Origin of the sequence: Nocardioides aromaticivorans, from assembly GCF_013408525.1 — a bacterium.
Taxonomy (GTDB): domain Bacteria; phylum Actinomycetota; class Actinomycetes; order Propionibacteriales; family Nocardioidaceae; genus Nocardioides; species Nocardioides aromaticivorans.
Genome location: NZ_JACBZM010000001.1, coordinates 3,579,940 through 3,603,136, shown reverse-complemented (window position 1 = coordinate 3,603,136; position 23,197 = coordinate 3,579,940). Strand labels below are relative to the sequence as shown.

At 72.1% G+C, this 23,197-nt stretch carries 29 protein-coding genes; 13 read left to right on the top strand and 16 right to left on the bottom strand.

Annotation, left to right across the window (positions count from 1 at the left end):
- Genes BJ993_RS17265 through BJ993_RS17250 form a run of 4 tightly spaced genes read left to right on the top strand, consistent with a single transcriptional unit; the run spans position 1 to position 3,432 of the window.
- Positions 1 to 1,008: a Bug family tripartite tricarboxylate transporter substrate binding protein gene (locus BJ993_RS17265; protein WP_179650207.1), complete on the top strand. Its 1,008-nt coding sequence runs from the start codon at positions 1 to 3 to the stop codon at positions 1,006 to 1,008.
- Positions 1,005 to 1,529 (top strand): tripartite tricarboxylate transporter TctB family protein, encoded by a 525-nt coding sequence (locus tag BJ993_RS17260; protein WP_179650205.1) that lies wholly within the window; start codon positions 1,005 to 1,007, stop codon positions 1,527 to 1,529. The genes BJ993_RS17265 and BJ993_RS17260 overlap by 4 nt, the downstream gene beginning before the upstream one ends.
- Positions 1,529 to 3,043, top strand: coding sequence for a tripartite tricarboxylate transporter permease (locus BJ993_RS17255; protein WP_179650203.1), 1,515 nt, complete (start codon positions 1,529 to 1,531; stop codon positions 3,041 to 3,043). Before BJ993_RS17260 ends, BJ993_RS17255 begins: the two co-directional genes overlap by 1 nt.
- Positions 3,040 to 3,432: a universal stress protein gene (locus tag BJ993_RS17250; RefSeq protein ID WP_179650201.1), complete on the top strand. Its 393-nt coding sequence runs from the start codon at positions 3,040 to 3,042 to the stop codon at positions 3,430 to 3,432. The genes BJ993_RS17255 and BJ993_RS17250 overlap by 4 nt, the downstream gene beginning before the upstream one ends.
- A gap of 9 nt (positions 3,433 to 3,441) precedes the next feature.
- Here the strand turns inward: BJ993_RS17250 and BJ993_RS17245 are convergent, their stop codons facing one another.
- From BJ993_RS17245 to BJ993_RS17235, 3 genes are read right to left on the bottom strand one after another with little or no spacing between them, the layout of a single operon-like run.
- Positions 3,442 to 4,035: a DUF2017 domain-containing protein gene (locus tag BJ993_RS17245; protein ID WP_036540748.1), complete on the bottom strand. Its 594-nt coding sequence runs from the start codon at positions 4,033 to 4,035 to the stop codon at positions 3,442 to 3,444.
- Positions 4,036 to 4,076: 41 nt separating this feature from the next.
- Positions 4,077 to 4,385: an ATP-dependent Clp protease adapter ClpS gene (gene clpS, locus BJ993_RS17240; protein WP_036540746.1), complete on the bottom strand. Its 309-nt coding sequence runs from the start codon at positions 4,383 to 4,385 to the stop codon at positions 4,077 to 4,079.
- Positions 4,386 to 4,416: 31 nt separating this feature from the next.
- Positions 4,417 to 4,959 (bottom strand): DUF1697 domain-containing protein, encoded by a 543-nt coding sequence (locus BJ993_RS17235; RefSeq protein WP_179650199.1) that lies wholly within the window; start codon positions 4,957 to 4,959, stop codon positions 4,417 to 4,419.
- A gap of 68 nt (positions 4,960 to 5,027) precedes the next feature.
- On the opposite strand from BJ993_RS17235, the gene BJ993_RS17230 reads away from it, so the two are divergent.
- Together BJ993_RS17230 and BJ993_RS26635 are read left to right on the top strand one after the other, a co-directional pair.
- Positions 5,028 to 5,474, top strand: coding sequence for a MarR family winged helix-turn-helix transcriptional regulator (locus BJ993_RS17230; RefSeq protein WP_179650197.1), 447 nt, complete (start codon positions 5,028 to 5,030; stop codon positions 5,472 to 5,474).
- Positions 5,471 to 6,733, top strand: coding sequence for an MFS transporter (locus BJ993_RS26635; protein WP_308645613.1), 1,263 nt, complete (start codon positions 5,471 to 5,473; stop codon positions 6,731 to 6,733). Before BJ993_RS17230 ends, BJ993_RS26635 begins: the two co-directional genes overlap by 4 nt.
- On the opposite strand, the gene BJ993_RS17220 is transcribed toward BJ993_RS26635, so the two are convergent.
- Positions 6,734 to 7,198, bottom strand: a complete 465-nt coding sequence (locus BJ993_RS17220; protein ID WP_036540738.1) for a PaaI family thioesterase — start codon at positions 7,196 to 7,198, stop codon at positions 6,734 to 6,736.
- A gap of 64 nt (positions 7,199 to 7,262) precedes the next feature.
- Between BJ993_RS17220 and BJ993_RS17215 the strand changes: the two genes are divergently transcribed.
- On the top strand, positions 7,263 to 7,757 hold the full coding sequence (locus BJ993_RS17215) for a winged helix-turn-helix transcriptional regulator (protein WP_036540735.1): 495 nt from the start codon (positions 7,263 to 7,265) through the stop codon (positions 7,755 to 7,757).
- Positions 7,758 to 7,767: 10 nt separating this feature from the next.
- Here the strand turns inward: BJ993_RS17215 and BJ993_RS17210 are convergent, their stop codons facing one another.
- The 4 genes from BJ993_RS17210 to BJ993_RS17195 all read right to left on the bottom strand — a co-directional run bounded on the left by BJ993_RS17210 (position 7,768) and on the right by BJ993_RS17195 (position 11,101).
- A complete protein-coding gene (locus BJ993_RS17210; RefSeq protein WP_036540733.1) occupies positions 7,768 to 9,540 on the bottom strand; it encodes a DEAD/DEAH box helicase in 1,773 nt (590 codons plus the stop codon).
- On the bottom strand, positions 9,537 to 9,794 hold the full coding sequence (locus BJ993_RS17205) for a DUF3039 domain-containing protein (protein ID WP_036541073.1): 258 nt from the start codon (positions 9,792 to 9,794) through the stop codon (positions 9,537 to 9,539). Before BJ993_RS17205 ends, BJ993_RS17210 begins: the two co-directional genes overlap by 4 nt.
- A 55-nt stretch (positions 9,795 to 9,849) precedes the next feature.
- Positions 9,850 to 10,431: a YqgE/AlgH family protein gene (locus tag BJ993_RS17200; protein WP_036540725.1), complete on the bottom strand. Its 582-nt coding sequence runs from the start codon at positions 10,429 to 10,431 to the stop codon at positions 9,850 to 9,852.
- Between the two features lie 121 nt (positions 10,432 to 10,552).
- On the bottom strand, positions 10,553 to 11,101 hold the full coding sequence (locus BJ993_RS17195; protein ID WP_179650193.1) for a hypothetical protein: 549 nt from the start codon (positions 11,099 to 11,101) through the stop codon (positions 10,553 to 10,555).
- Between the two features lie 192 nt (positions 11,102 to 11,293).
- Between BJ993_RS17195 and BJ993_RS17190 the strand changes: the two genes are divergently transcribed.
- Positions 11,294 to 12,010, top strand: a complete 717-nt coding sequence (locus BJ993_RS17190) for a TetR/AcrR family transcriptional regulator (protein ID WP_051931376.1) — start codon at positions 11,294 to 11,296, stop codon at positions 12,008 to 12,010.
- A 68-nt stretch (positions 12,011 to 12,078) separates the two neighbouring features.
- Here BJ993_RS17190 and BJ993_RS17185 read toward each other — a convergent pair whose 3' ends face one another.
- From BJ993_RS17185 to BJ993_RS17165, 5 genes are all read right to left on the bottom strand, one after another.
- Positions 12,079 to 13,122: a DUF3048 domain-containing protein gene (locus BJ993_RS17185; RefSeq protein ID WP_179650192.1), complete on the bottom strand. Its 1,044-nt coding sequence runs from the start codon at positions 13,120 to 13,122 to the stop codon at positions 12,079 to 12,081.
- An 88-nt stretch (positions 13,123 to 13,210) separates the two neighbouring features.
- The gene (locus BJ993_RS17180) at positions 13,211 to 13,981 is read right to left on the bottom strand and encodes an SDR family NAD(P)-dependent oxidoreductase (RefSeq protein WP_179650190.1); all 771 of its coding nucleotides are present in this window, start codon (positions 13,979 to 13,981) and stop codon (positions 13,211 to 13,213) included.
- A 40-nt stretch (positions 13,982 to 14,021) separates the two neighbouring features.
- Positions 14,022 to 14,435 (bottom strand): HIT family protein, encoded by a 414-nt coding sequence (locus tag BJ993_RS17175; RefSeq protein WP_179650188.1) that lies wholly within the window; start codon positions 14,433 to 14,435, stop codon positions 14,022 to 14,024.
- Between the two features lie 9 nt (positions 14,436 to 14,444).
- Positions 14,445 to 15,782 carry a M15 family metallopeptidase gene (locus BJ993_RS17170; protein WP_179650187.1) on the bottom strand — a complete coding sequence of 446 codons (1,338 nt, stop codon included), beginning with the start codon at positions 15,780 to 15,782 and terminating at the stop codon, positions 14,445 to 14,447.
- Between the two features lie 37 nt (positions 15,783 to 15,819).
- Positions 15,820 to 16,962 (bottom strand): glycerophosphodiester phosphodiesterase, encoded by a 1,143-nt coding sequence (locus BJ993_RS17165; protein ID WP_179650186.1) that lies wholly within the window; start codon positions 16,960 to 16,962, stop codon positions 15,820 to 15,822.
- A 126-nt stretch (positions 16,963 to 17,088) separates the two neighbouring features.
- Between BJ993_RS17165 and BJ993_RS17160 the strand changes: the two genes are divergently transcribed.
- Together BJ993_RS17160 and BJ993_RS17155 are read left to right on the top strand one after the other, a co-directional pair.
- Positions 17,089 to 17,856, top strand: coding sequence for a thioesterase family protein (locus BJ993_RS17160; protein WP_036540715.1), 768 nt, complete (start codon positions 17,089 to 17,091; stop codon positions 17,854 to 17,856).
- Positions 17,857 to 17,887: 31 nt separating this feature from the next.
- On the top strand, positions 17,888 to 18,547 hold the full coding sequence (locus BJ993_RS17155) for an SDR family oxidoreductase (RefSeq protein WP_179650185.1): 660 nt from the start codon (positions 17,888 to 17,890) through the stop codon (positions 18,545 to 18,547).
- 27 nt (positions 18,548 to 18,574) lie between these two features.
- On the opposite strand, the gene BJ993_RS17150 is transcribed toward BJ993_RS17155, so the two are convergent.
- The 3 genes from BJ993_RS17150 to BJ993_RS17140 form a co-directional block, all read right to left on the bottom strand.
- Positions 18,575 to 18,736 carry a GPGG-motif small membrane protein gene (locus BJ993_RS17150; RefSeq protein ID WP_179650184.1) on the bottom strand — a complete coding sequence of 54 codons (162 nt, stop codon included), beginning with the start codon at positions 18,734 to 18,736 and terminating at the stop codon, positions 18,575 to 18,577.
- Between the two features lie 75 nt (positions 18,737 to 18,811).
- Positions 18,812 to 19,051, bottom strand: a complete 240-nt coding sequence (locus BJ993_RS17145) for a hypothetical protein (RefSeq protein ID WP_179650183.1) — start codon at positions 19,049 to 19,051, stop codon at positions 18,812 to 18,814.
- Positions 19,052 to 19,097: 46 nt separating this feature from the next.
- Complete coding sequence (locus BJ993_RS17140; protein ID WP_179650182.1) at positions 19,098 to 20,000, bottom strand: Lrp/AsnC family transcriptional regulator; 903 nt, start codon at positions 19,998 to 20,000, stop codon at positions 19,098 to 19,100.
- A gap of 220 nt (positions 20,001 to 20,220) precedes the next feature.
- On the opposite strand from BJ993_RS17140, the gene BJ993_RS17135 reads away from it, so the two are divergent.
- The 3 genes from BJ993_RS17135 to speB are packed head-to-tail and all read left to right on the top strand — an operon-like array spanning position 20,221 to position 23,177.
- Positions 20,221 to 20,616: a YybH family protein gene (locus BJ993_RS17135; protein WP_179650181.1), complete on the top strand. Its 396-nt coding sequence runs from the start codon at positions 20,221 to 20,223 to the stop codon at positions 20,614 to 20,616.
- An 11-nt stretch (positions 20,617 to 20,627) separates the two neighbouring features.
- Entirely contained in the window at positions 20,628 to 22,172 is a 1,545-nt protein-coding gene (locus BJ993_RS17130) for a purine-cytosine permease family protein (protein WP_179650180.1), read from the top strand.
- A 48-nt stretch (positions 22,173 to 22,220) separates the two neighbouring features.
- The gene (gene speB, locus BJ993_RS17125) at positions 22,221 to 23,177 is read left to right on the top strand and encodes an agmatinase (RefSeq protein ID WP_179650178.1); all 957 of its coding nucleotides are present in this window, start codon (positions 22,221 to 22,223) and stop codon (positions 23,175 to 23,177) included.
- The last annotated feature ends 20 nt before the right edge of the window (positions 23,178 to 23,197 follow it).

The window sequence follows — 23,197 nt, the reverse complement described above, 5'->3', positions numbered from 1 at the left end:
ATGCACCCGAGCCGAGCGAGGCGCCCCTTCGCGGGGCGGACCCTCGTCGCTCTCATCGCCGCGCTCGCGCTCCTCGCCCTGGCCAGTGGCTGCGGCGTCACCCGGGGCTCGGACGACCCGAACAACCGGCGGCTGCGGATGATGATCCCCAACAGCGTCGGGGGCGGCTACGACCTCACCGGTCGCGCCGCCGCGCGGGCGATGCAGGACAACGACCTGACCGGACGCTTCAAGATCACCAACGTCCAGGGCGCGAGCGGCACCGTCGCCATGCAGCGCCTCCTCAACGAGGAGGGCGCGGACGACCTGATGATGCTGATGGGCCTGGGCGTCGTGGGCGCGGTCTACACCAACAAGTCCGAGGCCAAGCCGCTGAAGATGACCCCGATCGCCCGGCTGGTCGAGGAGCAGGAGGGCATCCTCGTGCCCGCCGACTCCCCCTTCGAGACGCTCGACGACCTCGTCGCCGCGTGGAAGAAGGACCCGGCCGGTCTCACCGTCGGCGGCGGCTCCGGCAACGGCGGCCCCGACCACCTCTTCCCGATGCAGCTCGCCGACACCATCGGCGTCGACCCGAAGAAGGTCAACTACATCTCGTACGACGGCGGCGGCCCGCTCACGACCGCGCTCCTCGGCGCCAAGATCGACGTCGGCATGTCCGGCCTGGGCGAGTTCGAGGACCAGATCAAGGACGGCAAGCTGCGCGTCCTCGCGGTCTCCGGCGAGGAGCGGCTCGACACCGTCGACGCCCCGACGCTGACCGAGTCCGGCGTCGACCTCGTCTTCACCAACTGGCGCGGTGTCCTCGCGCCGCCCGGCATCTCCGATGAGCAGCGGGAGTACCTCACCGGGCTGCTCAAGAAGATGCACACCACCGACGAGTGGAAGGAAGCGTTGGCCGCCAACGGCTGGACCGACAACTTCGCCACGGGTCAGGAGTTCGAGGACTTCCTCGCCGAGCAGGACGCCCGCGTCGCCGACACCCTGAAGGAGCTGGGACTGGCATGACCACCACCACCGAAGCACCGGCGGGCACCCCGCCGGCCACCCTCGTCGACCGGGCGCAGTACGGCCTCGCCGGCTTCCTCGTCGTCGTCGGCGGCTACGTCCTGTACGACGCCTGGAGCCTCGAGCCGGCGTTCGCCGACCAGCCGGTCCAGCCCTACGCCATCCCGTACGTCGTCGGCGCGGGCCTGGTCGTCCTCGGCATCCTGCTCGGGATCGCCACCGCGCGCGGCGACCGGCCGGAGGCCGAGGAGGGTGAGGACATCGACCTCACCCAGGGCACCGACGTCCGCACCGTCGCGCTGCTCGCCGGCGTGCTCGTCGTCAACATCGCGCTGATCGACCTCCTCGGGTGGGCGATCACCGGCGCCCTGCTCTTCGCCGGGTCGGCGTTCGCCCTCGGCAGCCGCACCTGGGTGCGTGACCTCGCCGTGGGCGCCGCCCTCTCGGTCGGCACCTGGTACGGCTTCTACGTCGGCCTCGGCATCCCGATCCCCGCCGGCATCCTGGACGGAGTCCTCTGATGGACCTGCTGCTCGAAGGCTTCCAGACCGCGCTCACGCCGGAGAACCTCTTCTTCGCCGCGATCGGCGTGCTGCTCGGCACCGCGGTCGGCGTGCTGCCCGGCATCGGCCCGGCCATGACGCTGGCCCTGCTGCTCCCCGTCACCTACACGGTCGGCGCGGACAGCGCGATCATCATGTTCGCCGGCATCTACTACGGCGGCATGTACGGCGGGTCGACGACCTCGATCCTGCTCAACACCCCCGGCGAGTCCTCATCGGTGATCACCGCGATCGAGGGCAACAAGATGGCCAAGGCCGGCCGGGCCGCCCAGGCCCTCGCCACCGCTGCGATCGGCTCGTTCGTGGCGGGCACCATCGCGACGGTCGCGCTGTGGATCGTCGCCCCGACCGTCGCCGACCTCGTCGTCACGCTCGGCTCTCCGTCGTACTTCGCGCTGATGCTGCTCGCACTCTTCGCCGTGACGGCCGTGCTGGGCTCGTCGAAGCTGCGCGGCTTCATCGCGCTCTTCCTGGGCCTGACCCTCGGCCTCGTCGGCACCAACACCGGCCAGGCCCGGCTCACCTTCGGGGACCCGCTGCTCGCCGACGGCATCGACATCGTCGTGGTCGCGGTGGCCGTCTTCGCGATCGGCGAGGCGCTGTGGGTCGCGGCCCACCTGCGTCGCAAGCCGCTGGAGATCATCCCCGTCGGCCAGCCCTGGATGAGCAAGGAGGACTGGCGGCGCTCGTGGAAGCCGTGGCTGCGCGGCACCGCCTTCGGCTTCCCGTTCGGCGCCCTGCCCGCCGGTGGCGCGGAGATCCCGACCTTCCTGTCCTACGCGACGGAGAAGAAGCTGACGAAGCACCCGGAGGAGTTCGGCAAGGGCGCCATCGAGGGCGTCGCCGGCCCGGAGGCCGCCAACAACGCATCGGCCGCCGGCACCCTCGTGCCGCTGCTCGCGCTCGGCCTCCCGACCACCGCGACCGCCGCGATCATGCTGGTCGCCCTGCAGGGCTACGGCTTCAACACCGGCCCGACGCTGATGGACGAGCACCCCGACCTGGTCTGGGCCCTGCTCGCGAGCCTGCTGGTCGCCAACTGCCTCCTGCTGCTGATCAACCTGCCGCTGGCCCCGATCTGGGCGAAGCTGCTGCGGATCCCCCGGCCCTACCTCTACGCCGGCATCCTCTTCTTCGCCTCGCTCGGCGCCTACAGCGTGAACTTCCAGGCCTTCGACCTGGCGCTGCTGCTGGGCATCGGCCTGCTGGGCTTCGCGATGCGCCGCTTCGGGGTCCCGGTGCTGCCGCTGCTGATCGGCGTCATCCTCGGCCCGAAGCTCGAGGAGCAGCTCACCACCGCGCTGAAGATCTCGCAGGGCGACGTCAGCACCCTGTGGAGCGAGCCCGTCGCCGTCGTCGTGTACGCCGTGATGGGGCTCCTGCTCCTCGCGATGGCCGTCCGCGGCGTCCGCAGGCCCGCAGCCGCGGAGACGAACCCCACCGACAACGAGAAGGAGCTGGTCGAGCGATGAGCATCGTGGTCGCCTACAGCGCGGACCGCTACGGCGAGGCCGCCCTCACCCACGCCGCGGACCAGGCCCGCAAGGAGCGCACCCGGCTGGTCGTGGTCAACGCGACGCTGGGCAACAAGCTGGTCGACGACCGCTTCGCCCACGACGCGGACATCACCGCGCTGCAGGAGAGGCTCGCCGCGGAGGGGCTGGAGGTCGTCGTACGCCACGACCTGGTGGACGACGTCGCCGACGCGGTGATCGCGGCGGCCGACGAGGAGCGGGCCACCCTCATCGTGGTCGGCATCCGGCACCGCTCGCCGGTCGGCAAGCTGCTGCTCGGCAGCGTCGCCCAGCGGATCATCCTCGAGGCGCACTGCCCGGTGCTGGCGGTGAAGCCCGCCGCCTGACCGCTGGGGTCAGTGCACCGATCGGACGAGGGTCTCCTGCAGGAAGCCCAGCCACTCGTAGATGTGGTGGGCCTGCGCACGGGGATCCTCGTCCGGCAGCGAGTACCAGTAGTCCTCGTCGCCCTCCTCGACCTCCAGCCGGGTGCCCAGCGCCAGGCGGAGGTCGGTGAGGCTGCGCAGCCAGACCAGGGCGGTCTCGTCGTCGAGCTCGACGTCGATGACCATGTCCTCGTCGGTCGGCTCGGTCGGCAGCCCCGCCTCCTCGAGCACGTCGATGACGGTGCCGGCGGCGCGTGCCTTGCCGTCGCGCAGGCCGCCCTCGGTGAACCGCCGGAACTCTGCTGCCGACTCGTCGTCGCCGCGGTAGGCGTTGGGGAAGAGCCGGCGCAGCACCGGGTCCTCGGGCTCGGTGGTCGGGCCGGAGAAGTCGAGGAGCGCCTCGAGCGGGTCGCGCTCGGTGACGACGACGGCCGACTCGTTGTGCAGCAGCTCGACGAGCTGCGCGGCCAGGGAGCGCAGCAGGTCGGCCTCGAAGACCGAGAAGGTCGCGATGGCGCGCTTGCTGCGGCGGTGCCGGACGAAGCCGGTCGTGGAGGAGGTCACGGACAGTCCCTTGTCATTCGGCCGTTGTCATTCGGCCGTGGTCACTCGGCCTTGGAGAGGGTCGCCCAGAGCCCGTACTCGTGCATCGCCTGAACGTCGCGCTCCATCTCCTCGCGGCTGCCGCTGCTGACGACCGAGCGTCCGTCCTCGTGGACCTCCATCATCAGCTTCTCGGCCTTCTTCTTGCCGTAGCCGAAGTGCTTCTGGAAGACGAAGGTGACATAGGACATCAGGTTGACGGGGTCGTTCCACACCAGCGTCACCCAGGGGGTGTCCGCCAGCGTGATCTCGTCCGGGGTGAGGTCCTTCTGGACTCCCGGATCGACCTTCTCCGGGCTGGCAGTCGTCACGGCTCCATGGTGGCACAGGGCCTCGCGTCGTTCACGAGCACCACTTGTCGGCGAGCGTGGTGACGACGTTGAAGTTGCGGTTGGTGGCCACGACCCCCAGCGACTTCTCCACCCGGTAGGGGTCGACGCCGCCGGCCTCGTAGCCCGGCCCGAGCAGGATGTGGGCGGCCCGGCCGCGCACGACGACCTCGTTGACCGCGTCGCTGCGCTCCTCGACGGCCCTCGCCAGCGCCGGGTCCGGCTCGTCCTTGAGCAGGTAGACGTAGTGCCGCTCCAGGTCCGGGCGCGCACCGGTCAGCTCGCGCGCGTCGTCGGCGATCGCGACCAGCTCGGCGGGCGCGAACACGATGGTCGGTACGACGAAGCCGGCCTGCTCCTCGTAGGCCGCCTCCAGCGCCGACTCGACCTTCGCCCGCGAGCGCAGGCTCGTCGTGAGCAGCACGTTGCCGGTGTTGATGTGCGTCTCCACGTCCGTGCCGCCGGCCGCCTCGGTGGCGGTGACGATGTCGGCCTTGGGGAACTTGCGCTTGGCCCCGAGGTTGATGGCCCGCAGGAACGCGACGTACTTCGGCATGGCCCCAGTGTGGCGTGCCCCACGGACACTCGACTTTTACATAGGTTTCCGATGTATAGTCGGCGGACGTGAGCACGCCCGACACTGCCGCCCTCAGCAGCGACCTCACCGTGTACGCCGCCCGCCTCGTCCGGCTGGTCCGCCGCAGCCACGCCCCCTCGGCCGGCGTGCGCGTGCTGTCGATCCTCGACGAGCTCGGCCCGCAGTCGGTGACCGCGCTGGCCCAGGCGGACCGCTGCTCGCAGCCGACGATGACCGGCCAGGTCGGCCAGCTCACCGACCAGGGCTGGGTGGCGAAGACGCCGAACCCGGCGGACGCCCGCAGCAGCCTGGTCACCCTCACCGACGCGGGTCGCGCCGAGCTGCGGCGGGTGCGCGCACTGAGCGCCTCGCTCGTGGCCGAGCGGCTCGCCCGGCACCCCGACCTCTCCCCCGACGACCTCGCGACCGCCGTGGCCGTGCTCCAGGCCGTCGTCGACCCCAGCAGCGGCACCAGCACGGAAGGAAGCATGTGACCGCCACCGCCCACCCCACCACCGAGGAGACCGCCACCGGAGGCTCGTTCCTCCACCAGCCGCGCGCCGTCTGGGCCGTCGCCTTCGCCTGCGTCATCGCCTTCATGGGCATCGGCCTCGTCGACCCGATCCTCAAGGAGATCGCCGCGAAGCTCGAGGCGAGCCCGAGCCAGGTCTCCCTGCTGTTCACCAGCTACATGGCCGTGATGGGCGTCGCGATGCTCGTCACCGGCGTGGTCTCGACCCGGATCGGCGCCAAGAGGACCCTCCTGCTGGGACTCTTCCTCATCATCGTGTTCGCCGGGCTGGCGGGGCTGTCCGGCTCGGTCGGCGCCGTCATCGGCTTCCGCGCCGGCTGGGGACTGGGCAACGCCCTGTTCATCGCGACCGCACTGTCGACGATCGTCAGCGCGTCGAGGGGCTCCCTGGCGCAGGCGATCATCCTGTTCGAGGCCGCCCTCGGCCTGGGCATCGCGTCCGGCCCGCTCGTCGGCGGCCTGCTCGGCGAGCAGTCGTGGCGCGGCCCGTTCTTCGGGGTCTCGGTGCTGATGACCATCGCCCTCGTCGCCACCGCGGTCTTCCTGCCGGCCACCCCGCCGGCGGCCCGTCGTACGACGCTGGCGGACCCGTTCAAGGCCCTGGCGCACCCCGCGCTCGCGATCATGGCCGCGGTCGCGGTCTGCTACAACCTGGGCTTCTTCTCGCTGCTCGCGGCGGGCCCGTTCGCGCTGCCGGAGGCCGGGATCATGGAGATCGGCTGGAACTTCTTCGGCTGGGGCGTGCTGCTCGCGGTCGCGTCCGTCGCGCTCGCCCCGTGGGTGCAGCGCCGCGTCGGCACCGTGCCCGCGCTCGTCGGCGCCCTCGCGCTCTTCGCGCTCGACCTGCTCCTCATGGCGCTCGGCGCGGACACCAGCAGCGTCGTCATCGTCGGCATCGTCGTCGCCGGCGCCTTCCTCGGCGTCATCAACACGCTGGTCACCGAGGCCGTCATGGGCGCGGCACCGGTCGAGCGGCCGGTCGCGTCGGCGGCGTACTCGTTCGTGCGGTTCACCGGCGGCGCCGTCGGCCCGTACGTGGCGCTCAAGCTCGCCGAACACCAGGGCTCGGCCGCGCCGTTCTGGTTCGGCGGGATCGCCGTCGCGGTCGGCGTCGTGGTGATGCTGGCCGGCGGCCGGACCATCGCGACCGCCCTGCACGGCGCCCCGGCCCCGCACTCCGCCGAGGAGGCGGAGGCCGAGGCGCTGGGCGACCTCAGCTGATCACGCGATGATCAGGCACGAGCTCGACGCGTAGGCCACCAGCTGGCCGCGGCCGTCGTACAGCTTCGCCTCGGCGAGGGCGGTACGGCGGCCGCGCTGCATCACCGTGCCGACGGCGCGCAGCCGGCCGGAGTCGACGGTGACCGCCTTGAGGAACTTCACCGTGAGGTCGAGCGAGGTGTAGGCCTCCCCCACCGCGAGGGTCGAGTGGACCGCGCACCCGCAGGCGGAGTCGAGCAGGGTCGCAAAGACGCCGCCGTGCATGCTGCCGATCGGGTTGTAGTGGCGCAGCTCGGGGTCGAGCTCGAAGATCGCAGTGCCGCGCTCGGGCACCTCGAAGCCCACGAAGCCGAGGGTCTCCGCGATCGGCGCCGGCGGCAGGTGGCCGTCGAGGATCGCGTGCAGCTGCTCGAAGCCGTCGAGCGTGCTCGGGTCGAGCTGGGTCTGGATCGCGGACTCAGTCATGGCCCCATCGTCGCGGGCCCACGCTGGGTCTGTCAATGAGACCTAGGTCGCCTATGCTGGTCCCATGAGCACCGTGGCCACCTCGCCGCCGGCACTCGCCTGGTCGGTCGACAACTGCACCCTCGGCCGGGCGATGGCGATCCTCGGCGAGCGCTGGACGGTGGTCGTGCTGCGCGAGGTCTTCCTCGGCGTACGACGCTTCGACGACATCCGCCGCCACTCCGGCATCCCCCGCCAGGTGCTCTCCAACCGGCTCGCCTCGCTGGTCGAGGAGGGCATCCTGCGCCGCGAGCCCTACCAGCAGGAGGGCTCCCGGGTCCGGCACGAGTACCGCCTGACCGACAAGGGCCTCGAGCTGCAGCCGATCCTGCTCGCGATCAGCCACTGGGGCGACCGCCACCTCGCCGACCCCGGCGGCCCGCCGACCGTCTTCGTGCACCGCGGCGAGTGCGCGGAGCCGGTCCACGTCGAGGTCCGCTGCGCCGCCGGCCACCACGTCGACGACCCGCGCCACGTCGCCACCCGCCCCGGCCCGGGCGTCCGCCCCTTCGAGGGCTGACCCGGGACCTTCAGGAGGTCTTGCGGACCGACCACTCCCGGATCCGGTCGATCCGCTTCTGCAGCTGCTCGGCGTTGGCGACGGCCGCGGCCGGTCCCCCGCACTCCTTGCGGAGCGCGGCGTGGGTGATGCCGTGCGCCTGGCCGGTGCGGTGGTTCCACGAGGCGACCAGCCCGTTGAGCTCGCGGCGCAGGACGGCGAGGTGCTCGTGGGTGGTGACATCGGCGAGGGTGTCGGCGGGGCGCGCCTCCTCGACCTCCACCGCCTTCGACCGGGTACGACGCCGGTCCTCCTGCCGCTGCCGCAGCAGGCTCCGCATCTGGTCGGGCTCGAGCAGGCCGGGGATGCCGAGGAAGTCCATCTCCTCCTCGGAGCCCACGTGGACCTCGCCCTCGTGGCCGAACTGCGCGCCGTCGTACAGCGCGTGGTCGAAGCGGGCCTCGGACCCGAGCGCCTCGAAGGGCACGGCGTCGAGCTCGTCGGAGGCGGCGTCGCCGGCGTTGGCCTGGTTCATCAGGTCTTCCTCGGCGGCGAAGATGTCGCCGTCGTTGTTGACCTTGCGCTTCAGGACGTGGTCGCGCTGGGCCTCGAGCTCCGCGGCGAAGGTCAGCAGGTTGGGGACCGACGGCAGGAAGACCGACGCGATCTCGCCGCGGGTCCGGGCACGCACGAAGCGGCCGACGGCCTGGGCGAAGAAGAGCGGCGTCGAGGTGGTGGTCGCCCACACGCCGACCGCCAGGCGCGGGACGTCGACGCCCTCGGACACCATCCGGACCGCGACCATCCAGCGGCTGTCGTCGGCGCTGAACGCGGAGATCTTCTTCGACGCGGCCTTCTCGTCCGACAGGACGACCGTCACGGACTCGCCGGTGATCTGCTTGAGCAGCTTGGCGTAGGCGCGTGCGCTGTCCTGGTCGGTGGCGATGACCAGGCCGCCCGCGTCGGGGACGTGGCGGCGTACCTCGGAGAGGCGCTTGTCGGCTGCGGCGAGCACCGACGGCATCCACGAGCCCTTCGGGTCGAGGGCCGTGCGCAGCGCCTGCGAGGTCATGTCCTTGGTCAGTGGCTCGCCGAGCGAGGCGGCGACCTCGTCGCCGGCGCGGGTGCGCCAGCTCATCTGCCCGGAGTACGCCAGGAAGAGCACGGGGCGCACGACGTGGTCCTTGAGCGCCTCGGCGTAGCCGTAGGTGTAGTCGGCGACCGAGGTCGGGACGCCGTCCTCGCCGGGGGCGTAGGTGACGAACGGGATCGGGTTGATGTCGGAGCGGAAGGGCGTGCCGGTCAGCGCGAGCCGGCGGGCGGCGGGCTCGAACGCCTCGCGGACACCCTCGCCCCAGCTCAGCGAGTCACCGGCGTGGTGCACCTCGTCGAGGATGACCAGCGTCCGGAACCGCTCGGTGCGGATGCGCATCGCGAGCGGGTTGACGCCCACACCCGCATAGGTGACGGCGACGCCGACGAAGTCGCTGGCGATCTTGCCGGCGCCCGCGGAGTACGTCGGGTCGACCGGGATCCCCGCGCGGGCGGCCGCCTCGGCCCACTGCAGCTTCAGGTGCTCCGTGGGCGCGACGATGACGAGCCGGTCGACGATGCGGCGGCCGAGCAGCTCGGCGGCCACGGTCAGCGCGAACGTGGTCTTGCCGGCGCCGGGCGTCGCGACGGCGAGGAAGTCCCGGGGGTTGCGGGCGAGGTAGTCCTGGAGCGCGGCGGACTGCCAGGCACGCAGCGACGGCGCCGTGCCCCAGGCTGCCCGCTCCGGCCAGGCCGGACCGAGCGACGTCATGCGTCCGGACCAGACCCTTCGTCGTCCGACATGCTCTCCCAGATCTCCTTGCAGTCCGGGCAGACCGGGAACTTCTCCGGCGCGCGGCTGGGCACCCAGACCTTGCCGCAGAGGGCCACCACGGGGGTGCCCATGACCATCGCCTCGGTGAGCTTGTCCTTGTCCACGTAGTGCGAGAAACGCTCGTGGTCGCCCTCGTCGGTCGGGACGGTACGGCGGTCCTCGCGGACATCCGTTTCTGTCGAGAAGCCGATCGTGGTCACCGGGTCACTCTACCGACCTCGGGCCGACGGAACCCGATCCCCACCCTCAGTTGAGCTCGGGATCGGCCGGCCGGGTGGCGTGCATCGCGAGGTCGCCGGGCTGGCGGCGCAGCACCTGCCGGCGCAGGTCGGGGACCTCGCCGGCGAACACGTCGTCGACGAGCCCCGGGACGACGTACCAGCTGCCCTCGGCGACCTCGGCCTGCAGCTGGCCGGCGCCCCAGCCGGCGTAGCCGGCGAAGATCCGCAGCCGGTCGACCGTGCCGTCGACCAGCTCGCGCGGGGTGTCGAGGTCGAGCAGGCCGATCCGGCCCCACATCGCCTTGAAGCCGGCGGAGTCGAGGCCGTCGGGCGACGCCAGCGCCACCGCGAGGGCACCGTCGGTGGAGACCGGGCCGCCCTGGAAGAGCACCTCCGGCTCGTCGACGACGTCCCCCCACTCCCCCAGCACCTCCGAGACGGGCAGGGCCGAGGGCCGGTTGAGGACGACGCCGAGCGCGCCCTCGTCGTTCACGTCGAGCAGCAGCACCACCGTGTCGACGAAGTTGGGGTCCAGCAGCGCCGGACTGGCCAGGAGCAGGCTCCCGACCGCGATCTCCCCCGTGCCGTGGCCGGTTGCGCTCGACATGTCCCCATCATCCCACCTCGACCCACGCGGCGCCGGTGTCCGGACACGGGGCGACCCCGGACCCGACGCGTTGGGAGGGAGGGTGCGTCAGGTCCGGGGTCGGACTCAGCGGGGGGGTCGGTCAGGCGGCGAGCACCGCGCGCAGGCGCTCGAGGAGCGAGCCCCGCACCTCCGGCTCCTCGTAGGCGGCGTCCGGCGTGATCACCGGGATGCCGCGGTGGAGCAGGCGGGCCCGCTCCTCGAGGTCGGCGCCGATGCGGAGCGCGGCCTCCTCGCTCAGCAGGCTGGAGCGGCCGGCCATCACGGCCAGCAGGTAGTGCTCCTTGTCCGCGGCGGTCGCCATGGCCCGGGCCATGGCGTCGTCGAGCGGGTTGGTGCGGTAGTTGTCGATGATCATCCGCACACCGGCGAGCTCGTGCGCGGTGTTGCTCCAGGCGACGGTGACGGCCTCGTCGAGGTCGACCGGCTGGTGGGCCAGCATCTGCTCGATGTTGCCGGACAGGCGGGTGTGCCACTTGAGCGTGAGCGCGGCGAGCAGGTCGAGCTCGTCGCGGAAGGTCTCCGCGACGCCGGCGACGTCCATGGGCAGGACGCCGTCACGGCGGACGGAGGACGTGTTGATGACGGCGCGGAGGGTCTCGCCCCGGTTGTGGTAGGCCTTCCAGGTCATGGTCAGCTCCTTGCTTCTCGGCGGCTGCCAGGCCTCGGGAGGGAAGACTGGGGGTACCTGACATACCGCTGGTACGTACTACGAGTATGGCGCAGACCGGGGGTATGCCAAACGGCACGACACCGTGATCCCGCCCACCTCCGGGGGTGACCGGTGTCACGATCCGGAATGCGGGTTGCCTATGCTGAACCGGTGGCAAAGGCGTCCGTCTCCAAGCTGGTCCCCAAGGTTCCGGGGGTCGCGGGAGCGACCCGGAGGGCGGCGTACTCCGCCTCCACCAAGCGGGCCCTGGTCGACGTCGCCGAGAAGCTCTTCGCCGAGAAGGGGTACGCCGCCACCTCGCTGGACGCCATCGTCGCCGGCGCGCGGGTGACCAAGGGCGCGCTCTACCACCACTACTCCGGCAAGCAGGCGCTCTTCGAGGCCGTCTTCGAGCGGGTCGAGCAGGAGTCGGCGAAGCGGATCCAGAAGGCCCTGCGCAACGAGAAGGACCCGTGGCGCAAGGCGACCGAGGGCCTGCGCTCCTTCCTCCAGGTGGTGCAGGAGATGCGCTACCGACGGATCGTCATCCAGGACGGCCCGGCCGTGCTGGGCTACGAGCGGTTCCGCGAGCAGGAGGAGCGCTCGACGTACGCGAACATCGTCGAGATCGTCCGCGCCACGCTCGACGCCGGCTCCTGGGAGCTCGACGAGCCGATGCTGCAGACCTTCTCGCGCATCTTCTTCGGCGCGATGTCGTCGGCCGGCGAGTCCGTCGCCACCTCCGACGACCCGGAGGCGGCGGCGCGGCGCGTCGAGAACGCCATCGGCTTCCTCCTCGCCGGCGTGCAGAGCCTCGTGGAGAAGGGCATCGACATGCCCAGTGCCTTCGACACCGTCGAGCTGCCCGAGGCCGACGAGAGCGACTGAGCCGCCGGAAATGGCCGACCGGCCGGCCCCTGGCGGGGCCGACCGGTCAGCGCGGGCTCAAGGACGGCTCACTTGCCGTAGGTGACCCCACCGGTCGCCGCGGCGCCCTTGCCGGGCACCAGCTCGAGCCAGGTGCGCCCGACCGGGATGTCGAGCTCCTTGCCGTCGGCATCCTTGAAGGTGATCTCGGCGCCCTCGTCGGCCTTCTCCCAGGTCGCCTCGACGACCTCGCCGTCGTGGAAGATCAGCGCCTTGCCGCTGCCCTCGAAGTGGGAGACCGGGACCGGGTTGCCGGCCGGGTCGGAGTAGGGCGCGAGCGTCGTGCGCACGGTGGCCGCGATGACGGTGTCCGGGGTGAAGACGTCGCCCTGCGGCATGTAGCCGTTCTGCAGGACGTACTTCCCGCCCTCGAACTTCCAGTGCGACGTCCGGGAGCCGGAGAGCTTGACGTCGATCGTGGTCGCCGGCTTGCCGGCGGGGAGCGCCTCGTCGCCGAAGGGCAGGTAGTCGGCGGGACGCGCGGGGTCCTGCTTCGCCTCGGCGCCGATCTTCTTCAGGTTGGCCATCACGCTGTGCAGCGAGTCGTGGGTGCCGTCGCTGACCCGCACGACGTGCGGGTTGTTCATGTCGAGGAACTTGATGCCGGCCTTCCGCAGGCCGTCGAGCGTGACCGGCGCCGCACCCGAGGTGACGATCGAGGCACCGAGCGGCTTGGCGATGCCGATGTCGGTCAGCCGCATCGAGCGGACCGGGCCGACCTGCTTGGGCAGGTTCTCGTAGTAGAAGACCGCAAGGCGCGTGATGCCGCCCTCGACCAGCTCCTCCACCACGAGGTCGGCCTTGCCGACACCGATCTGCGGGTTGCTGTCCTGGGAGTTGTCGATCTTGACGATGTACGCCGGGTGGGTGAGCTCCGCCGAGGCGCCGCCCTTGGTCAGCTCACCCGTCAGCGGCCAGGTGGCCGGCTCCTCGGGCGCCTGGCTCTGCGACGGGGTCTCGTCGCTCTTGGGCTTGTCGGCGGAGTCGTCGTCTCCCCCGCCGCATCCGGCGAGCACGAGGCTCATCACGACGAGCGAGGCGGGCAGGGCAGATCGCAGAGTCTTCACACGCACCCGACCAGTCTGGCCCAGAGGCCCCGAGGACGACGGAGCCGCCCCCGCGTGTCGCGGGAGCGGCTCCATGTGCTGCATTGCAGGGTGCTCAGGTTCCGAGGCTGATCCCGCCGTCGACGTAGAGCGTCTGGCCGGTGATGTACGACGACTCGTCGGCCGACAGGAAGGTGACCGCGGCCGCGATGTCGTCGGGCAGGCCGACGCGGCGGACCGGGTTCGCCTCCGCGTTGAGGCGGCGGAACTCGTCGACGTCCATCTTCAGCCGGGCCGCGGTGGCGTCGGTCATCTCGGTCGCGATGAAGCCCGGCGCGACCGCGTTGACGTTGATCCCGAACGGGCCCAGCTCGATGCCCAGGGTGCGGGTGAAGCCCTGCACGCCCATCTTCGCGGCCGAGTAGTTGGCCTGCCCCCGGTTGCCCAGCGCCGAGATCGAGGAGATGTTCACGACCTTGCCGTACTTCTGCTCCACGAAGTGCTTCTGCGCGGCCTTGGTCATCAAGAACGCACCCTTGAGGTGCACCCCCATCACCAGGTCCCAGTCCTCCTCGGTCATCTTGAAGAGGAGGTTGTCGCGGGTGATGCCCGCGTTGTTCACCAGGATGTGGATCCCACCCAGCTCGGTGACGACCCGCTCGATGGCGGCGTCGACCGACGCGCCGTCGGAGACGTTGGCGCCCACGCCGATGGCCTTCGCACCCTCGGTGAGCGGCAGCTTCGCGGCGGCCTCGGCGGCCGCGGTCTCGTCGAGGTCGACGATCGCGACCGACGCGCCCTCCTCGGCGAACCGGGTGGCGGTGCCGAACCCGATCCCGCGCGCTGCTCCGGTGATGACGGCGACTCGCCCGTCGAAACGACCCATGGGTGCTGACCTCTCAACTCGGTAGACGATCGGCGGCAGCCTACGCGGAGAGCGCGGCCCGCAGGCGGGCGGCATACTCCGCGGACTCCCCGTCGGCGTACGTGCGGCGGGGCCAGAAGAAGCCGCGCAGCCCGTCGCCCTTCGTCCGCGGCACGACGTGCAGGTGCAGGTGCGGGACGGACTGGCTGACGACGTTGTTCATCGCGACGAAGCTGCCCTGCGCGCCGAGGCCCTCGACGACGGCGGTGGCGAGGCGCTGGGCGGCGGCGAGGAAACCGTCACGCTCGCTCGCCGGGAGGTCGGGCAGCGTGACCACGTGCTCGCGGGGCACGAGCAGGACGTGGCCCTTGAACACCGGGCGCCGGTCGAGGAAGGCCAGGAACCCCGGCTCGTCGAGGACGACGTCGGCCTCGGCGTCGCCGGCGACGATCGCGCAGAAGATGCAGTCCGCCACGACGTCAGGCTAGTGACAGACCACGACCGCGCAACCGGGTACGACGATCGGTCGGCCACCCGGGGGCACGGCGTCGAAGTGCTGGCTGTCCGACGTGCCGTAGGTCCAGCGCAGGCCGCGGGCGCGCATGATCGCCACGACGGCGTGGCTGCGGCTGCGCCAGGCGGCGCGGGGATGCGAGCGCGAGGGCCACCAGGAGTTCGGCTCCCAGCCCTGGCGCGACAGGTAGGGGTTCTCCCAGGTGTTCAGGTCCAGCGCCCGTCCGTAGGTGTGCGGGCTGCGGACGCCAGGCCGGCCGACGACCCACCGGCAGTTGAAGGCCGAGGTGTTGCCGGCGGCCATCGACCGGTAGTCGTCGGCCCCCTGCAGCCGCTTCGACCAGCCGAACCGGTCGACCCGGTACATCGAGCGGATGGGCAGGCCCGCGCGGTACATGTCGGCGAGGGCGCCGGCCATCTGCCGGACGACCGACGCGGCCGCGACCAGCTCCCCGCGGCGGCGGTAGCCGGCGTAGTCCCAGTAGTTGATCCGCAGCAGGCGCAGGCCCGAGCGGCCGACCGGGCAGCCGCGGTGCCAGCTGCGCCCGACCATGGAGCGCCAGACCCGGTCCGGGATCCGGTAGATCGCGGCGTTCGCACCGGCGCCGGTGGCCCGGGGTGCGGCGGGCAGCGCGACCCGCGGACGCGGCGCCGCCTCCGGCAACGCGACCGGGCGCCCCGGCGGCAGGTTGTCGACGGCCAGCCGGGCGCTGACCGAGGAGGCCGCCCACGGCTGCGCGGGGCTGGCCACCCGCCAGGTGCTGTCGCTGCGAGGCGTGACCGAGGTGGTCGCCGTACCGGTCGTGCCCAGGGTGAGGGTGCGGGCCGTGCTCCACGATCCCGCCACGATGCGCTGCAGCAGGACCGGTCCGGGGACCGCCGTCCCCTCCGCCGTCCGTCGTACGACGGTCAACGTGATCGACCGCTCGTCGACGACCTGCCGCGGGCCGGTCAGCGTGGTGGTCGTGCCGATCGCGCGCAGCGGGAGCCGGAGCTCCCCCGTGGCCCCGGCGGCGGTGGCGCGGACCAGGTTGCGCGCGGGCACCCGCAGCACGCGCACCGGCGTGGTCACGGTGCCGTCCTCACCGGCGACGAAGGAGCCTGCGGGCTGCCAGTCCGTGCCGTCGAAGCGCTCGAGGACCACCGCGGCGCCGGGCGGCGCGCCGGCGATCGTCAACGGGGTGTCGCGGTCGGCGTACTGCGCGGGAGCGGTGAGCGTCAGCCCGTCGGCGGCGCCAGCCGGCGGCGGCGCCAGGAGTCCGGCAGCGAGCACGACGGCGAGAAATGCCAGCAGGGGGCCCAGGCGCATGTCGCCACGGTGCCCCCTGCCGGGCGAAGAAGACGCCTCAGTCGTTGTCGGCCACCCACGCGTCGCGGGCGGCGACCGCGATGTCGGCGCTGTCGGAGAAGAGCGCGTCGACCCCGGCGTCGAGGAAGGCGTCGATCTCGCCGGCGAGGTCGCCCTTCGCGTTCGGGTCGGTGCCGATGCGGTGGTTCGTCGGCAGGAACTGGTTCTCGACACGCATCGTCCAGGTGACGACCTCGAGCCCGGCGGCGTGGGCGTCGGCCACGACCGCGCTCGGCGTACCGATGGCGCCGGAGGCGTCCCGCGGCAGGATCAGGTTCTTGTTCGGGGCGACCCAGTCGGCGTAGGTCGCGACCTCGGCGAGCCCGGCCGGCTTCACCAGGTCGGCGTAGGTCGTGGTCGAGCCGGCGGCCTTGAGGTCGTACGGCGCCCCGGCGGCGTCGACCAGCTGTGCCAGCGGCACCCGGGTCAGCGTGTCGAGCTGGCGCAGGTTGCCGGTCTCGAAGGACTGGATGACGACCCTGGCGTTGGCGCGGTCGAGGCCGTTGCGGCGCAGGGCGCGCACCAGCGGCTCCTCGAGCGAGAGCCCGATCGAGTCGAAGTAGGTCGGGTGCTTGGTCTCCGGCGCGATGCCGATGGTCCGGCCAGTACGGCCCGACTCACGCTTCGCGAGCTGGATGACCTCATCCAGGGTCGGGATCTCGAACCGGCCGTCGAAGGCGGTGTTGCCCGGGCGGACCTGGGGCAGCCGCTCCTTGGCGCGCAGCGTCTTGAGCTCGGCGAGGGTGAAGTCCTCGGTGAACCAGCCCGTGACCGTGACGCCGTCGATGACCTTCGTCGCGCGGCGCCCAGCGAACTCCGGGTGCGCGGCGACGTCGGTGGTGCCGCTGATCTCGTTCTCGTGCCGGGCGACGAGGACGCCGTCCTTGGTCGAGACCAGGTCGGGCTCGATGTAGTCGGCGCCCATCCGGATCGCGAGGCGGTAGGCCGCGAGCGTGTGCTCGGGCCGGTAGCCGGACGCGCCCCGGTGGGCGAACACGAGCGGGGTGGTCTCGTCGGCGGCCGGCTTGCCGTGGCCGGCCGGCGCGGCCTCGGCGGGGACGGTGGCGGCGCCGAGCGTGACGGCGGCCGAGGTGGCGAGGGCCAGCAGGGTCCTCGGGAGGAGGGTGGTGTTCCGGGTCATGGGGGCCACCCGACCAGCCGCAGGTGGCGGCGCGGTGGGCCGGAGGTGAACTGGGCGCGCCGATCAAGTGGCCCGCCCCTCCGATCGGGGGTACGACGCCCGACCGGCCCCCGGGACAATGGGCCCGTGGCGTACTGGCACCGGACCGCACCGCACACCTTCACCCCCACCGAGCACGTGGGCGGGGCGTGGGACCTCGCGACCCAGCACATCGCGCCCGCGCTCGGCGTGCTGGCGCACGAGGTGGAGACCGACCGGGACCGGCGCCGCCAGGACGGTCTCGTGGTCAGCCGGCTGTCCTACGACATCTTCGGCACCGTGCCGATCGAGCCGATCGACGTGTCCGTCGAGGTGCTGCGGCCGGGCCGCACGATCGAGCTGGTGCAGGCGACCGCGTCGCACGGTGGCCGCACGGTCGTCGTACTCAGGGCGTGGCTGGCGGAGCCCTACGACACGACCCCGCTCGCCGGGACCGACCTTCCCTCCATCCCGTCCGCCGACGAGATGGAGCCGTGGGACATGGCCGGCCTGTGGCGGGGCGGGTTCATCGCGTCGCTCGAGGTCCGCCGCAAGGAGCTCGGCCCCGGCCGGTCGATGGTCTGGGTCCGCACGCCGCACGCACTGGTCGCCGACGAGCCGGTCAGCCGGCTGGCCGCGGTCGCGGGGCTGGTCGACGTCACGAACGGCATCGCGGTGCGCGCCGACCCCGGCGAGGTGGCCTTCCCCAACCTCGACCTGACCGCCCACTTCCTGCACGCCCCGGCCGAGGGCTGGCTCGGGCTCGACACGACCCAGTCGTACGGTCCCGGCGGCATCGGCGTCACCAGCTCGAAGATGCACGACGAGGACGGGCCGCTCGGCACGATCGCGCAGACCCTGACGGTGCGCCCGTAGGGGCCGTGGGGGTCGCACGTAGATTGGGTGCATGCTCGTCGCCATCGTCGGAGGCAACGGCCAGATCGCCCGGCTGCTGCACCCCCTCGTCGTCGCCCAGGGCCACACGCCCGTCGCGCTCGTCCGCTCGGAGGAGCAGCGCGCCGCGCTGGAGGAGCTCGGGGCGGAGGTGCGCCTGCTCGACATCGAGAACGCCGGCGTCGACGACTTCGCCGCGGCGTTCGAGGGCTGCTCGGCCGTCGTGTTCAGCGCGGGCGGCGGACCCGACGGCAACATCGAGCGCAAGCGCACCGTCGACCTCGAGGGCTCGCTCAAGTCGATCGAGGCGGCGACCCGTCTGGGCATCCGCCGCTTCGTGCAGGTCTCCGCGATCGACGTCGACGAGCCGGTCACTCCCGATGCGGGCGAGGTCTGGGCGGCGTACGTCGCGGCCAAGCGCGACTCCGACGCGGCCCTGCGCGCGAGCCACCTCGCCTGGACGATCCTGCGTCCGGGCCGGCTCACCGACGACCCGGCGACCGGGCACGTGGCGATCGGACCGGACGTCCCGCGCGGCCCGGTGACCCGGGCCGACGTGGCCGCCGTCCTCGCGGCCGTGCTCGACCGTCCCGACACGGTCGGCCAGCAGTGGAACCTGGTGGGCGGCGACGTCCCGCTCGACGAAGCGCTGGACGCCGCCGCCCGAGCCTAGAGGGCTCTCCCGGTCAGCGTGCTGCGGTCAGACGGTGTTGCCGCGCCCGTTGAAGATGGAGACACCTCCGGGCCCCACCAGGAGCCCCACGACGATCAGCACGATGCCGAGCAGGATGCTGCCCTGGATCAACGTGACGATTCCGGCGATGACGAGGACGACTGCGGCGATCCACAGGAGCGTACCCATGGCGGTTCCTTTCTTTCGCCCACGCGGAGTGGGATCTCCGGGAGGTACCCCCGACCGCGTGGACCAGACGCCCCGTCAGTCGAGCGACTCGACCGAGCCGACCCGCAGCACCTTCACCTCGAGCTCGTCGATGACGAGCCGGCTGATCCGTCCCTCCCCCAGGGTGAGTCGCCCGATCGCGACCGCACCCACGGCGACGGCGCCGATCGCCAGGGCGCCCAGCGCCGCCGCCCCGATCGCGGTCGCGCCGTAGGCCGTCGCACCGGTCGCGAGACTGCCGCGCAGCTTGGGCAAGAGGTCCACCGTCGGCTCCATGCGGCGATCCTGCCAGAGCGGCGGTCGGCGGCGGGCCGGTCGCCGGTCAGGAACGCGGCGCGCCGCCGACCCGGACCGCCGCGTAGGTCTCCTTGACGATGTGCAGGTGGCTCCAGCACTCGACGTCCTCCACGCCGGGCAGGGACCGCACGCGGTCGATCCGCTCGGCGAGGTCGGCGCCGGCATGGGCCCGCAGCGTCAGCAGCAGGTCGAACCGACCCAGCGTCCGGGCGAGGAAGATGACCTCGCGGTCGCCGGCCAGCAGGTCCACGACGGGCGCGGGATCGCCGGAGAGTCGCAGGCCCAGGCCCATCGTGGGCTGCCGGTCGCGGCCTGAGTGCCGCACGATCGCCCCGACCCGGACCAGCCCGTCGTCGAGCAGCCGCAGCACGCGGCGGCGTACCCCTGCGGGCGAGAGGCGGACCAGCCGCGCGAGGTCGACGTACGACGCCCGCCCGTCCTCCTCGAGCGCGCGGAGCAGCGTCAGGTCGGTCTCGTCGACGTCACCGTCGACGTCCCCCGTGGGGCCGACCACGTCGCGCACGACCTCGACGTAGGTCAGCACCTCGACGGCGCGCACCGACGGGTGGGAGCGCAGCTCGGTGACCGCGCGGTCGACCTCCTGCGTCGACCCGGCCCGCACCTCCACCAGCACGACCTGCCGCCCGGTGGGCAGGGAGACGAAGGGCACGTCCTCGCGCTCGGCGACCCAGGCGGCGACCGGTGCCACCGGACCTTGGACGGTCAGCGTGACGTAGGCGAGGGCGCCCTGGCCGAGGACCGCGGGGTGGACCACCCCGCGCACCTCGACCTGGCCCGACCCGAGCAGCCGCTGCACACGGGCGGCAGCTCCCGACCGCGAGGTGCCGACCGCCCGGGCGATCGCCGGGTGCGACATCCGGCCGTCGTGCTCGAGCAGCTCCACGATCGCCTCGTCGACCTCGTCCACCGTCTCGCCCCTCGAAGATTTTTCCGACTTCTTTCGGACTTCCCACGGTGGCGTTTCGATCACCACTGACCACTCATGCGAAGCCGTTGTCGCCATAGTAGGCCTGAGCTGTGGACGATCGTGACTTGTTGCGGCTCTGTAACGCACGAAGTGCTTGCCGGGTGTCCCAGATCACGCCTACGGTGCGGCCACCACGACGACCGAGGACGACGGAGGAACGATGGCGGCACTGACCACCGAGCAGGTGCTCGCGGCGACCGACCGGTTGGTGGCCGCGTTCGCGGCGACCGACACGGCCGCCTACTTCGACTGCTTCGCGCCGTCGGCCACCTTCGTGTTCCACCCCGAGCCCGACCGGCTCGACGACCGGGCGTCGTACGAACGGCTGTGGGCGGGCTGGCTGGCCGACGGCTGGCGCGTGGAGTCGTGCACCAGCACCGACCGGCTGGTCCAGGTCCACGGGGACACCGGCGTCCTGACCCACCGCGTCCACACCGTGACGGTCGTCGACGGCGAGCGCACCGAGACCGACGAGCGCGAGTCCATCGTCTTCGTCCTCGACGGCGACCGCGTGGTCGCCGTCCACGAGCACCTGTCACCCTGCCCGGTGGCGTAGGAAGGAACCCGATGTCCGAGATCGCAGCGCCCCCGAAGGCCACCGAGGTCGAGACGCACGGCGTCGACGCCATCCCCGACGCCGAGCGCAGCGCCCGCCCGCTCGACCTGTTCCGGCTCGTCTTCGGCGGCGCCAACACCTTCGCGACCGTCGTGCTGGGCAGCTTCCCGATCCTGTTCGGCCTCAGCTTCCGCGACGCCCTGCTCGCCACCCTGCTGGGCCTGGGCGTCGGCGCGCTGATCCTCGCGCCGATGTCGGTCTTCGGGCCGCGCAACGGCACCAACAACGCGGTCTCGTCCTCGGCCCACCTCGGCGTGCACGGCCGGGTCGTCGGCTCGTTCCTGTCGCTGCTGACGGCGCTCGCGTTCTTCTCGATCTCCGTCTGGTCGTCGGGCGACGTCCTCGTCGGCGCAGCGAACCGCGCCGTCGGCGTACCGGTCAACGACGCCGTCCTCGCGATCGCCTACGGCATCTTCGCCGTGCTGGTCCTCGTGGTCTGCATTTACGGCTTCCGCTTCATGCTGCTCGTCAACAAGGTGGCCGTGGCCGCCGCCACGGCACTCTTCCTGCTGGGGATCGTCGCTTTCGGCGGGGCCTTCGACCCGGGCTACGCGGGCATCTACGGTCCCGGCGCGGACGCCGCGACCAACGCGCTCTACTGGCCCTCCTTCGTCGGAGCGGCGCTGGTGGTGATGTCGAACCCCGTCTCCTTCGGCGCCTTCCTCGGCGACTGGTCGCGCTACATCCCGCGGGAGACCCCGCGCCGCAGGGTGATGCTCGCGACCGTGCTCGCCCAGCTCGCGACCCTGGTCCCGTTCGGCTTCGGCCTCGTCACCGCGACCGTGATCGCGACCGACGCCGGTGACTACATCACGGCCGGCGACTACGTCGGCGGGCTGCTCGCCGTCGCGCCCGAGTGGTACTTCGTCCCCGTGTGCCTGATCGCGCTGGTGGGCGGCATGTCGACCGGGACCACGTCGCTCTACGGCACCGGGCTCGACTTCTCCAGCGTGTTCCCGCGGTTCACCCGCGTCCAGGCGACCGTCTTCATCGGCGTGTTCGCGATCGCGTTCATCTTCGTGGGCCGGTTCGCACTCGACGTCGTCCAGAGCATCTCCACCTTCGCGATCCTGATCATCACCTGCACGGTCCCCTGGATGGTCGTGATGACGATCGGCTGGGTCGTGCGCCGCGGCTGGTACGACTCCGACTCGCTCCAGGTGTTCAACCGCCGCCAGCGCGGGGGCCGCTACTGGTTCGCGCACGGCTGGAACTTCCGGGGCCTCGTCGGCTGGCTGGTGCCCGCGGCGCTCAGCATCTGCTTCGTCAACGTGCCCGGCCAGTTCGTCGGCCCGCTCGGCGACCTCGCCAACGGCGTCGACCTGAGCATCCCGGTCGGCCTCGGCCTCGCCGCGCTGCTCTACCCGGCGCTGCTGTGGATCTTCCCGGAGCCGGAGGACGCCTTCGGCCCCGACGGTCCGCGCCTGGTCCCCACCGGGACCGCCGGCGCGACGCCCATCGTCGCCGCGGACGGCCCCGCCGTCGCCGTCGCCTGACCCAGACCTGATCCAGAGCCGATCCACAGCCGATCCAGAGAGGTACCCGTGACCACCATCGGTCCCACCGACAGCTCGCTCGTCCCCCGCTTCGCCGGCCCGGCGACCTTCGCCCGGCTGCCCCGCATCGACGAGGTGCCCGCCGCCGACATCGTCGTCGCCGGCGTCCCGTTCGACAGCGGGGTCTCCTACCGCCCGGGCGCACGGTTCGGCCCGGCGCACGTGCGGGAGTCCTCGCGCCTGCTCCGCCCCTACCACCCGGGCCTCGGCGTCTCGCCGTTCGAGGTCGCGCAGGTCGCGGACGCCGGCGACATCGTCGCCAACCCGTTCCGCATCGACGAGGCGGTCGAGTCGGTGCAGGCGGGAGCGGCAGCGCTGACCGCCGACGGCGCGCGCCTGGTCGTCGTGGGAGGCGACCACACCATCTCCCTGCCGCTCCTGCGGGCCGCGGCCGAGCGTCACGGACCCGTCGCGCTGGTCCACTTCGACGCCCACCTGGACACGTGGGACACCTACTTCGGCGCCGAGTACACCCACGGCACGCCGTTCCGCCGCGCGGTCGAGGAGGGGATCCTCGACACCGAGGCGCTCAGCCACGTCGGCACCCGCGGCCCGCTCTACGGACCCCGGGACCTCGAGGACGACCGCCGCCTCGGCTTCGGCATCGTCACCGCCGCCGACGTCTACCGGCTGCGGGTCGACGAGGTCGTCGACCGGCTCCGCGCGCGCGTGGGCGACCGGCCGGTCTACCTGTCCATCGACATCGACGTCCTCGACCCGGCCCACGCCCCCGGCACGGGCACGCCGGAGGCCGGCGGCCTCACCAGCCGCGAGCTGCTGGAGATCCTGCGCGGCTTCGCCGACCTCGACGTGGTCGGCGGCGACGTCGTCGAGGTCGCGCCGGCGTACGACCACGCCGAGATGACCGGCGTCGCCGCCGCGCACGTCGCCTACGACCTGGTGTCCCTGCTCGCGATGGGCCACGCCCGTCGGACGGCCGTCTGATCACTCCCCGAAAAGACAGC